A 12,328-nucleotide genomic window follows, 5' to 3' on the forward strand; every position below is an offset into this window, starting at 1 on the left:
GCGTAAAAAAGCAAAAAGGCGCTATCAAGCGCCTTTTTCATTTCTGCTATATCTGCATTGATGCGAGATGCATTTACGAATCTATGCAGATAGCCACCTAAGCAGCGTTACAGTGCCCGCTCATGGTTTCGCTAATGATGCTGGCAAGCTTCTCGTAGCGTGCTCTTAACGGCGAACCTGGGCGGTAATCTAGCGTAATCAGACGCTGCGGCTCAGGGTCTACCGCTTTAATGTACACCACACCATCTCGACGCAGCGTGTCCGGCACAGAAAGCTTCGGCAGCAAGGTAATGCCGGTTTCAGCCGCCACCATGTTTCGCAGCGTTTCTAGGCTCGTCGCTCTGAATCGTAAATCTTCATGTGCACCTGCAGCAAAACAAAAACCCATCGCTTGGTCACGCAAACAATGCCCATCCGCCAGCATCAGCAAGGTTTCGCCTTGCAGTTTTGGCATTGGGATTTCCGCTTCATCTGCCCAACGGTGACTTTCAGGCACAGCAAGGATCATCGGCTCATGATAAAGCGGGATCTCTTTGAAATGTTCGGTTTCCCGCACTGACGCAAGGATCAAACAATCCAGCTTGCCCTCTTCCAACTGCTGAACCAGTTGGTGGGTTTGTGCTTCGTGAAGGAAAAGCTCTAACTCCGGAAAGGCTTCTTTCAGTGCAGGCACGATGTGTGGCAACAAATACGGACCGACGGTAGGAATAAAGCCGATGTGCAGCGGCCCAGACATGTCTTCGCCTTGCTGGCTCGCCATTTCTGTCAGCACTTTCACTTCCATCAGGATCTTCTGAGCTTGCTTAACAAGCGACATACCCGCATCGGTAAACAGGACTTTACGGCTAGTGCGTTCAAGTAATGCCACACCTAACTCATCTTCCAGTTTACGAATTTGACCACTAAGAGTAGGTTGACTGACAAAGCAAGCCTCTGCCGCTTTTCTAAAATGCTGGTGTTCAGACAACGCCACCAGATACTCGAGATCGCGAATGTTCACTGCTTGCTCCATTGATAGATTTTACTTATTGAAATGATAAACCCAATCAATTAGAACTATCCAGTCTTAAAACACTAATATAGCTACATCAACCGGGAACACCGGGTTTAGAAAACGACTTAAAGAATAATATTCAAGGGGTAACAACATGGAACTTGTAAATAAAGAAGGTCAAAACGTACCGAGCGTTACTTTCCCAACCCGTCAGGGCGACGCATGGGTAAATGTGACCACACAAGAACTGTTCGCAGGCAAAACAGTGGTCGTGTTCAGCCTTCCAGGCGCATTCACACCAACCTGTTCTTCTAGCCACTTACCACGCTACAACGAACTGTTCCCAGTATTCCAAGAGTACGGTGTAGACGAAGTACTTTGTGTATCCGTTAACGACACCTTCGTAATGAACGCATGGAAAGCTGACCAAGAAGCAGAAAACATCCGATTCATTCCAGACGGTAACGGCGATTTCACTCGCGGTATGGGCATGGCTGTACCAAAGAACGATATCGGTTTCGGTGAGCGCTCATGGCGTTACAGCATGCTGGTGAAAGACGGCGTGGTTGAGAAAATGTTCATCGAACCAAACGAGCCAGGCGACCCGTTCAAAGTGTCTGATGCTGACACCATGCTGAACTTCCTTGCACCGAACCACAAGCTGCAAGAATCAATTACTGTATTCAGCAAACCAGGTTGCCCATTCTGTGCGAAAGCGAAGCAACTGTTGATTGATAACAAGCTACAGTTCGAAGAAGTGATTTTGGGCCAGGATGCCACCACTGTGAGCCTACGTGCTGTAACAGGCCGCTCTACAGTACCGCAAGTCTTCATCGGCGGTAAACATATCGGCGGTAGCGAAGAGTTAGAAACTTACCTCGCTTAATCCTCCATACAGGGCGGCAATCGCCGCCCTGCTTTCCCAATCAATCGTTTAATACACACTTTCTACCCACATGACAAAGCTGCGGTGGCTGACTTTCTGCACCTTAAATTTGGGTAACATAATGCGTTCGTCTGGAGTAATAACATGAAAACCCTAAACGTTGATGTGGCAATCATTGGTGGTGGTACCGCAGGTCTTGGCGCGTATCGCGCGGCAAAAGCACATGCTGACAATGTCGTCATGATTGAAGGCGGCCCTTACGGCACAACCTGTGCGCGTGTTGGTTGCATGCCATCAAAATTGCTGATTGCAGCCGCTGAAGCGGTCCACCACATTGAAAAAGCGCCTGGTTTTGGTATTCATCCTCAAGGCGAAACCCTGATCAACGGTCGTGAAGTGATGGATCGCGTCAAACGCGAACGTGACCGCTTCGTAGGTTTTGTACTGGAAGGTGTGGATGACATTCCTGCGGAAGACAAAATCGCAGGTTATGCCAAATTCGTTGATGACAACACCTTAGTTGTTGACGATCACACTCGTATTGAAGCAAAACGCATTGTTATCGCAACAGGTTCTCGCCCAGCATGGCCTGCCCCTTGGAATGATCTGGGTGATCGCCTCATCGTAAACGACGATGTGTTTGATTGGGACGATTTACCAGAATCGGTGGCGGTATTCGGCCCGGGTGTGATTGGCCTTGAACTAGGGCAGTCCCTTAAGCGCCTTGGTGTCGACGTGGTGATGTTTGGCGTAGGTGGACAAGTTGGCCCTCTTACCGACCCCACTGTCATGGCATATGCCGACAAAACCTTTAACGAAGAATTCTATTTAGACCCAGACGCAAAAGTCGAAGAAATGGTGCGCGAAGGCGATAACGTCCATATTCGCTACATCGACAAACAGGGTGAAACCCAACGTATCGCCGTTGATTATGTATTAGCAGCAACTGGCCGTCGTCCGAATGTCGACAAACTCGACATCGAAAACACAGGCATGGAACTTGATGCCCGCGGTGTCCCTACTGCCGACCCATACACCATGCAAACCAGCGTTGCGTCTATTTTCGTCGCAGGTGATGCCAGCAACCAATTGCCGTTGTTGCATGAAGCTGCAGACCAAGGTCGAATCGCCGGTGATAACGCGGGCCGCTTCCCTGACATTCGTGCTGGATTGCGTCGCAGCAAGATTTCAGCGGTATTCTCTGATCCTCAAATCGCGATGGTCGGTGAAACCTATAAAGAAATCACAACACGCTTAGGGACGTGTGGGTGCTTTGAAACAGGCACCGTCTCTTTCGAAGGCCAAGGTCGCTCACGTGTGATGCTGAGAAATAAAGGTGTATTGAACGTCTATGGCGAACAAGGCACTGGCCGCTTCTTAGGTGCAGAAATGATGGGCCCGAACGCAGAGCACCTTGCACACCTGCTTGCCTGGGCGCATCAAAACAAAATGACGATTTCACAGATGCTAGACATGCCGTTCTACCATCCTGTGATTGAAGAAGGTGTCCGCACCGCCCTTCGAGACCTAAATGCCAAGCTGCACTTAGGCCCTGAAATGATTAAACACTGCTTGGATTGCGGTCCAGGCTGTTAATTCACCACCCCTTGCCAACACTACATAGTGTTTTTGCCCTCCGCTTGCGGGGGGCTTTTTTATGGCGAGGATTTGATCCCTCGTATTGCGAGAAACCCAACAACTGATTATCTTTAGGAACATCAACCCGAGCCCCACACTGCCTTAGAGAGTTCCGATGAGCTGCCGCACCTGTAAAGATCCCGCAATATCTCTCAGCGCCAAACTGGGTCGTTGTAAGCGCTGCATGATGCAACTCGCGGTAATGAATGTGGTGCTTTGGCCAATATGGTTTGTCGGGTTCAGTGATGCCCCTAAATCCGTCGAGTCCATTTCGATCTTGTTTGCTGCGGGGGCGAGTGCTGGGTTACTCGCATTGCACCTTATTGTGATGCCATTTCGAAAACCGCTACCTGACAAAGAAAAAACCGGCACAAGGCCGGTTCAGTAATTTTTCTTTCTCACACGCCTTTTGCGCTATTCGCAAAGCGAACTGCGATTACGCGACGTTAGACTTTGCAATCAAACGATCTTGGTCGTAAGTGAATTCTAGTGCCACTTCATCACACGCGTGCAAGCGTGGGCAACGGTCACAATCCTTCATCACTTTCTCTGGCAACAAAGATTTCGACGTTGGAATAAAGCCCATTCGCATGAAGAACTCAGGCACACGGGTTAACACAAACACCTTCTTGATGGCCATGTTGCCCGCTTTTTTCAGCAAGTGTTCGACAATCGCACTGCCCTGTCCTTGATGCTGCCAACCGGCTTCTACACCCAGTGAACGCACTTCAGCCAAACCAGAGTCATACACATACAAAGAAGCACAACCGGTGACTTCGCCTTGGTGTTCTGCAACCGCAAACGAACCAATATCACGCACCAGCTCGTTACGCTCTCGCGGTAGGTTTTCACCCAAGCCCGCCCAGTACACCACCATGCCTTCAATGGCATCCAAATCCGTCAAACGCGCACCGCGTACCTTCACGCGCGGTGAGTAACGTTTTTCTAAACGCTTCTCTGCGTAACTTATGGCGAATTCAACCTGATTGGGTGCAACGCCACCAAGGGCGCAGCGCTTCTCAAGACAGGATTCAATGGTCAAGATCGGGTAAACATCATCGTCAATCACAGAGGAGAATTGTTTCATCTCTTCCAGTGACAGTTCTTCCAATGCACACCCTTTTTCGATGGCCGCGACGACCGCGACACCGACAATGTGGTGGGCTTCACGGAAAGGAATGCCTTTAGCAACCAAGTAATCCGCAAGCTCTGTTGCGTTCGAGTAGCCCTGCATCGCAGCTTCAAGCGTACGATCTTTGTTGATTTTGATGCCGTCAAAACACAGTGCCGCCATTTCCAAGCAGTCATGCCATGTATCTAACGCATCAAACAAGCCTTCTTTGTCTTCTTGCATGTCTTTGTTGTACGCAAGCGGCAAGGCTTTCACTGTCATCATCATCGCAGACATTGCGCCGTAAACACGGCCCGTCTTACCACGAATCAATTCAAGCGCATCGGGGTTTTTCTTCTGTGGCATCAAGGATGAACCTGACGTCACGGTATCCGCTAACTCAACGAAGTTAGATTCGCCAGAGTTATAGAAGATCAGATCCTCTGCCATACGCGACAGGTGAAGCATGGACACTGACGCTACAGACATCAGTTCCATCACATGATCACGGTCAGAGACAGAATCTAAGCTGTTTCGGGTCGCGCGGCGGAAGCCTAAGCTGTGCGCCAGCGCTTCACGATCGATAGGGTATGCCGTTCCCGCCAATGCACCTGAGCCCAATGGGCAGGTATCAAGGCGGTTGAGTGCATCGCTCAAACGTGAGTAATCACGCTCAAGCATTTCCACATAGGCCAAACACCAATGTGCAAATGTCACAGGTTGCGCACGTTGTAAGTGGGTATAACCCGGCAACACCGTGCTTTGATGCACAGACGCCACCTGCACCATTTGGTTTTGTAACTTATCAAGAGAAAGGAGAAGCTGCTGACCTTGCTGGCGACACCATAGTTTCAAATCCGTCGCGACCTGATCGTTACGCGAACGTCCGGTGTGAAGCTTCTTACCTAAATCGCCCACTCGCGCGATCAGTTGTTGCTCCACCCAACTATGAATATCTTCAGCATCAGAGCGAAGAATCTGCTCTGGATCTTCCATTACCGCCAATTTGAGCTCGTTCAATGCGAGCTCAAGACGCTGCTGCTCTACCTCGGTGAGAACACCGACCGAGCGCAGCGCTTTAGACCAAGCGATAGAGCCAATGATGTCTTGCTCCGCGAGGCGATAGTCAAAACGCAACGAATCGTTGAATTGCTTAAATCGAATGTCGGCTGCTTGACTAAACCTTCCGCCCCATAACGCCATATTTCCGTCTCCTTACCCTTATTGCTTCCTGTCTATTTTTGTTTTTTTTCGTTTAGCGCGCGAATGCGGCTCGACAGCGAGTAAAGACGGATGAAACCACCCGCATGGCTGTGATCGTAAACATCATCTTCACCGAAGGTAGCAAACTCTTCCGAATACAAGCTGTTAAGCGAACGCTTCTGCACTACTGTAGCTTGTCCTTTGTACAGTTTCACCACAACTTCACCCGTAACGGATTCAGCCAGAGAATCTGCGGCAGCTAGAATAGATTTGCAAAGCGGCGTAAACCAGCGGCCATCATAAATGAGATGCGAGGCTTTTAGGCCTAATTCTTCACGGAATTCAAAACAATCTTTGTCCAGTACCAATTGTTCAACACCACGAAGCGCTTCCATCATGATGGTGCCCCCTGGGGTTTCATAACAACCACGAGACTTCATGCCGACCAGGCGGTTCTCAACGATGTCGATACGGCCAACACCGTGACGCGCACCTTTTTCATTCAAGGTCGTCAGTACTTGGTACGGCGACATTTTCTCGCCATCAACCGCAACCACTTCGCCCTTCTCTACCAATAGAGAGACAGTTTCAGATTGGTCTGGTGCTTGCTCTGGATCCACAGTCCACACCCAGCAAAGCTCGTTTGGTTGGTTCCAAGTGTCTTCAAGTACGCCGCCTTCGGTTGAGATGTGCCATGCGTTTGCATCACGGCTGTAGATTTTCTCAAGGCTTGCAGTACAAGGAATGTTGCGCTCCGCAAGGTAATCCAGTAGCGCTTCACGGCTACGTAGATCCCACTCACGCCAAGGTGCAACCACTTTAAGTTGTGGAGCCAGTGCCGCGAACGCACTTTCAAAACGGACTTGGTCGTTACCTTTACCGGTACAACCGTGGCACAGTGCATCTGCACCCACTTCCAATGCACACTCAACTTGTGCTTTCGCGATGATTGGACGCGCCATTGACGTACCTAGCAGGTATTTACCTTCGTAAACTGCACCGGTCTTCAGGCTTGGGTAGATGTACTCAGCCACCATTTCTTCTTTCAAGTCAGCGATGTAACACGCTGATGCACCCGATGCTATCGCCTTCTCTTCAATGCCAACCAGCTCTTCTTCGCCCTGGCCCACATCGGCAACGAACGCAATAACTTCACAGTCATAGTTCTCTTTCAGCCATGGAATGATTGCCGACGTATCAAGACCGCCAGAATATGCGAGTACGACTTTTTTGATATTGCTCATGTTACTTCTCCTTGTGTGCCGCTCTGACGGTCAGTACAGGCGGTCAACTTCAGTAATTTATTTAAAGGGTAAAACGGGTGCCAATGCTGTTGCCGCTAAATAGCTCGGCCAGCTTATCGGGGTAACGCCAGCTCGCCACTTCAATCGGGCGACCCAGTGCTTCAGCAGCTTCAAATGCTGCTTTTACCTTCACGATCATGCCATCAGTAATGACACCGCTTTCAATCAGTTCATCTGCCAACGCTACATCAAGCGTCGTCATCAATTTACCTTTGCCGTTCAAAACGCCACTAACGTCTGACAGCAATACCAACTCCGCATCTAACGCAGCAGCAACCGCTACCGCAGCTTGGTCAGCATTCACGTTCATCAGTTGTCCGTTATCATCCAAGCCAATTGAGCTGATGATAGGCACACAACCTGTCGCTAAAATCGCCTGCAAAAGTGCAGAATTACCCGGTGCTGCTTTACCGACACAACCCAATTCAGGATCCAGTTGTGTAATTTGGCAAAGGCCACCGTCAGCAAGGCTCAAACCCGCGGCATTAATGCCGCTTCTTACCGCTTGCCCCTGAAGCAATTTATTTGCTGTTCCTGCAAGTGCACCGGCCACCACATTGATTTGGTCGCTCGGTGTGACACGCAGGCCTTGTTTCTTTTCAACTTTCAAGTTGAGGCCATTCATGAGCTCATCAACCAAGTAGCCACCACCATGAACCACGACCAATTCACGGTGCGCAGATTCTTTATATTCACTGATGGCATTGAACAGTTTCTCGAGTGTTTCTTCACAAGAAAGCGCTGCACCGCCTAGCTTTACTACTAAAGGACGTAAACTCATCACCACTCTCCTAAACGATCGCCGTTAGAGGCGCAAAGCCGAAACGAATGTTTATGCACTGCATCGCTTGGCTTGCAGCACCTTTTAATAGATTGTCGATCGCCGAGGTAAGCACCACATGCTGCCCTTTCACAGACCAACCAATGTCGCAAAAGCCCGTGTTTTGAACAGATTGCAGTTTTGCACTTTGGCCTGCACCTAATGGACGAACCAAAGGTTGATTGGCATACGCGCTCTCAAGAGCTTGTGTTACCGCACTTTCATCAACACCTTCAGCAAGCTTTGCTGTGATGGTGGCTAGGATACCGCGTTTGAAGTTGCCAAGGTGCGGCGTAAAGATAACTTCTCGACCAAGATGCGCAGAAATCTCAGGTTGGTGACGGTGTGTGAACACCCCATACGCATGCAGGCTCACTTCACAAAAACTGTTGGTCATTGACGCCTTGCGACCCGCGCCAGACACGCCGCTCACAGCGCTAATAACTGGCCACTGAACATCATCAAGCAGCCCAGCATCAATAAGCGGTTTTAATGCCAATTGAGAGGCCGTTGGGTAACATCCCGGCACGGCAACCAAATCCGCCGACGCAATGGCATCTGCATTCCATTCAGCAAGGCCGTATTCCGCTTGATCAAGCAATTCAGGGAAGGTATGTGCGAAGCCGTAATAGGTGGTGTAGAAATCACCGGACTTCACGCGGAATGCGCCAGACAGGTCAAACACTTTACAACCCTGCGCAAGGAAAGAAGCCGCCAAATCATGGCTCACTTCATGGGCTGTTGCTAACAACACAACGTCAGCATGTTTTGCGATGGCATCAACGTCAGCTAAAGGCTGTAACGGTAAATCAATCAGCCCTTTCAATTGACCGTGAAGGTCACTGATAGGTGTGTTGGCATCGGCACTGTTTTTCGATACGTATAACCCAGCGAGCTCAAGCTCTGGGTGTAGATGGACCATTTTGGTCAGCTCGGCACCGGTATAGCCACTAGCGCCGACAATCACAGTCTTTAACATGGAAAATCCGTTTATGTAATCGGTAGAGAATAGTTGTGTTTCAGCTCGCTCAGCTGCGGGAGGGGTGCGCGTCACCCGGCGTTAAATTAACGTCGGCGTCGTCGTAGAAGAGGGGTCTGTGAGTAATAATCCATCATCGTATCGTACCTTTTCACTGCATCCATGAGCGAATTTTTTAATTGTTATTCATTTAATATGAATTTATATGTGCTTTTTATCGCGATAAGTGACTAATGTCAACTCTTTGTACAAACAAAAAACACAAAGGCTGGATGCAACGCAAATTCGGCGTTTTCTGCCACTTTCAGTTGTAATTTTGTTACATCTCGCTGTGTGCCTTGCTAGCACTGGGATGAACGACAAAAAGTCGACAATTCGACGCATGGATGATTGACCTTAGGGTCGTATATTGGCTAGATTGAGTGACTATGATTGCAATTTGGATGTAACAAAGTTACGAAATGGATGCCTTATGAATGACAAGTACGACGCGCTAAAAAGCAACGTCAGCATGCTTGGTCACCTGTTGGGAAACACCATCAAGGATGCCCACGGTGACGAATTGCTGGCAAAGGTAGAAGAGATCCGTAAGCTCTCAAAATCTGCCTCTGCAGGAAACGACGACGATCATGCAAAACTGATCGATGTGCTTCAAAGCCTACCTAACGATCAACTTCTTCCTGTTGCTCGCGCTTTTAGTCAGTTCTTGAACTTGACCAACATCGCAGAACAATACCACTCAGTCTCTCGCCACTGCGAAGAAACCGTTTGTAGCCCAGATGCGCTAGACGGATTATTCCAACGCCTAAAAGGTAGCGACATTTCGCCTGCTGACACAGAGAAAGCGATTGATGACCTGAAAATAGAGTTGGTATTGACGGCGCACCCAACGGAAATTGCTCGTCGTACAACCATTCATAAGCTCGTGCAAATCAATAAATGCCTTTCTAAGCTAGAGCTGGGTGACATTTCTTATAGTGAGCGCAATAAAACAGAACTTCGCCTCGAGCAACTTATCGCACAGGCTTGGCATTCTGACGTTATTCGCCAGCAACGCCCAACACCGCTTGATGAAGCCAAGTGGGGCTATGCCGTTATCGAAAATAGCTTGTGGCAAGCCGTGCCTGAGTTCCTTCGTCAATTCGACCTCAAGCTAAAAAGTCACATTGGCCGCGGCCTGTCTGTCGATGCATCACCGATTCAGATTTCAAGCTGGATGGGCGGTGACCGCGATGGCAACCCGTTCGTGACCTCTGACGTGACCCGTGAAGTGTTGCTTCTTTCTCGTTGGAAAGCCGCAGACCTTTACCTGACCGACATTCAAGAGCTCATCAGTGAATTGTCGATGACCCGTTGTAATGACGTGGTTCGCGCAATGGCGGGTGACGAACACGAACCGTACCGCGCAATTTTAAAATCCCTGCGTAAAACGCTGACCAACACCCTTGATTACCTCGATGCGAAAATCAAAGGTCAGCGCGCAGAAGATAAAGACATCCTGACGCACATTGACCAGCTTTGGACGCCGCTACACGCGTGTTACCAATCACTGCATGAATGCGGCATGGGCATCATTGCTGATGGTTTACTGCTTGATACGCTTCGCCGTATTCAATGTTTCGGCGTGAACCTTATCAAGCTGGACATTCGCCAAGAAAGTACCCGTCACGCCAATGCACTGTCTGAAATCACCCGCTGCCTAGGCATGGGCGATTACAGCCAATGGAGTGAGCAAGACAAACAAGCCTTCCTGATCCGCGAGCTAAGCTCGAAGCGCCCTCTTCTCCCGCGTAACTGGGAACCGTCTGACGACGTACAAGAAGTGCTTGAAACATGCCGTGTGGTCGCGCAGCAACCGCGTGAAGCATTAGGCTCTTACGTTATCTCAATGGCACGCACGGCATCGGATGTCCTTGCTGTACACCTTCTGCTGAAAGAAGCAGGCTGTCAGTTCCGCATGGACGTGTGTCCACTGTTCGAAACCCTAGAGGATTTGAACAATGCTGAATCCGTGATCAATCAGTTGCTGAGCATTGATTGGTACCGCGGTTTTATCCAAAACTTCCAAATGGTCATGATCGGCTACTCAGATTCTGCAAAAGACGCAGGTGTGATGGCGGCTGGCTGGGCGCAATATAAAGCCATGGAAGCCTTGGTTAGCGTCTGTGAAAACGCTGGCGTTGATTTGGTGCTGTTCCACGGTCGCGGCGGCTCCATTGGTCGTGGCGGTGCACCTGCACACGCAGCATTGCTATCTCAACCACCACGCAGCTTGAAAGGCGGCCTTCGCGTCACAGAACAAGGCGAGATGATTCGCTTCAAACTGGGTCTGCCAGACGTTGCGACTAACAGCCTCAACCTTTACGCGAGTGCTATTCTCGAAGCAAACTTGCTGCCACCACCAGAGCCAAAACAAGAATGGCGCGATCTGATGGAAACCTTGAGCGAAGTGTCATGCGAAGCATACCGTGACATCGTTCGTGGTCATTCTCAGTTCGTTCCTTACTTCCGCTCAGCCACACCAGAGCTAGAGCTTGGTAAACTGCCTTTGGGTTCGCGTCCTGCAAAACGTAATCCAACGGGCGGCGTTGAAAGCCTACGTGCCATTCCTTGGATTTTCGCGTGGAGCCAAAACCGTCTTCTATTACCGGCATGGTTAGGCGCTGGACAAGCGATTCAATTCTCTATCGACCATGGCCACCTCAAGCAATTGGAAGAAATGTGCAGTGAATGGCCATTCTTCTCAACACGTCTTGGCATGTTGGAAATGGTCTTCACCAAAACCAGTCCTTCTATCTCTAAATACTACGATGAGAAGTTGGTTGATAAAGAGCTTTGGCCTCTGGGTGAGCAATTACGTGAACGCCTAAACCAAGACATCAAAGCGGTGTTGATGGTTGAAAACAGTGATCATCTCATGGAGCAAAATCCGTGGGGCGCTGAAGCCATTCGCCTGCGTAACATCTACGTAGAGCCATTGAACATGCTTCAAGCTGAACTGTTGTGTCGTACACGCGCAACTGAAGGTGAAACATCCGCATTGGATGATGCGCTGATGGTCACCATCGCAGGTATTGCTGCAGGTATGCGCAACACCGGATAAATGAGAAAATGTTCCAAAAATAAGAAAGGCTGCATTCTTGCAGCCTTTTTTATTTTCCGTGAGTCTTTTTCCATTGTTGTCGCATTGATAATGTTATTAATATGTTGAAGTGCTTAGACGATGTGCATACATAGCACATCGCAGGGCAGCAACGACGGTAAATAACCGTTCTGATTCCCACGTACTGTGTCTTTTTCAGTATCCGCGCCATTTTTGGATACGACGTTGGCAAGGGACACAGCGAGGGCGTTGGATACGTTTCGATCCGCCCAGTTTTGTGGAATAAACAA

9 protein-coding genes are annotated in these 12,328 nt (G+C 49.5%); 4 read left to right on the top strand and 5 right to left on the bottom strand.

Annotated features, from left to right (window positions below):
* Window positions 1-97: 97 nt before the first annotated feature.
* Complete coding sequence (gene oxyR, locus BCT27_RS11660; protein ID WP_102395919.1) at window positions 98-1,000, bottom strand: DNA-binding transcriptional regulator OxyR; 903 nt, start codon at window positions 998-1,000, stop codon at window positions 98-100.
* A gap of 148 nt (window positions 1,001-1,148) precedes the next feature.
* On the opposite strand from oxyR, the gene BCT27_RS11665 reads away from it, so the two are divergent.
* From BCT27_RS11665 to BCT27_RS11675, 3 genes are all read left to right on the top strand, one after another.
* On the top strand, window positions 1,149-1,880 hold the full coding sequence (locus BCT27_RS11665; protein ID WP_102317254.1) for a glutathione peroxidase: 732 nt from the start codon (window positions 1,149-1,151) through the stop codon (window positions 1,878-1,880).
* A 144-nt stretch (window positions 1,881-2,024) separates the two neighbouring features.
* Complete coding sequence (locus BCT27_RS11670) at window positions 2,025-3,476, top strand: dihydrolipoyl dehydrogenase (protein WP_102395878.1); 1,452 nt, start codon at window positions 2,025-2,027, stop codon at window positions 3,474-3,476.
* 157 nt (window positions 3,477-3,633) lie between these two features.
* Window positions 3,634-3,906: a DUF3624 domain-containing protein gene (locus tag BCT27_RS11675; protein ID WP_102395879.1), complete on the top strand. Its 273-nt coding sequence runs from the start codon at window positions 3,634-3,636 to the stop codon at window positions 3,904-3,906.
* Window positions 3,907-3,954: 48 nt separating this feature from the next.
* Here BCT27_RS11675 and argH read toward each other — a convergent pair whose 3' ends face one another.
* The 4 genes from argH to argC form a co-directional block, all read right to left on the bottom strand.
* Window positions 3,955-5,832, bottom strand: a complete 1,878-nt coding sequence (gene argH / locus BCT27_RS11680) for an argininosuccinate lyase (RefSeq protein ID WP_017016228.1) — start codon at window positions 5,830-5,832, stop codon at window positions 3,955-3,957.
* 32 nt (window positions 5,833-5,864) lie between these two features.
* Complete coding sequence (locus BCT27_RS11685; protein WP_017009586.1) at window positions 5,865-7,076, bottom strand: argininosuccinate synthase; 1,212 nt, start codon at window positions 7,074-7,076, stop codon at window positions 5,865-5,867.
* Window positions 7,077-7,137: 61 nt separating this feature from the next.
* On the bottom strand, window positions 7,138-7,917 hold the full coding sequence (gene argB, locus BCT27_RS11690) for an acetylglutamate kinase (protein ID WP_102317257.1): 780 nt from the start codon (window positions 7,915-7,917) through the stop codon (window positions 7,138-7,140).
* Between the two features lie 10 nt (window positions 7,918-7,927).
* The gene (gene argC, locus BCT27_RS11695; protein ID WP_102395880.1) at window positions 7,928-8,935 is read right to left on the bottom strand and encodes an N-acetyl-gamma-glutamyl-phosphate reductase; all 1,008 of its coding nucleotides are present in this window, start codon (window positions 8,933-8,935) and stop codon (window positions 7,928-7,930) included.
* A 472-nt stretch (window positions 8,936-9,407) separates the two neighbouring features.
* Here argC and ppc point away from each other — a divergent pair, with 472 nt between their 5' ends.
* Window positions 9,408-12,038, top strand: a complete 2,631-nt coding sequence (gene ppc / locus BCT27_RS11700; RefSeq protein WP_102317259.1) for a phosphoenolpyruvate carboxylase — start codon at window positions 9,408-9,410, stop codon at window positions 12,036-12,038.
* The last annotated feature ends 290 nt before the right edge of the window (window positions 12,039-12,328 follow it).

Source organism: Enterovibrio norvegicus, assembly GCF_002876705.1.
Lineage (GTDB): Bacteria > Pseudomonadota > Gammaproteobacteria > Enterobacterales > Vibrionaceae > Enterovibrio > Enterovibrio norvegicus_B.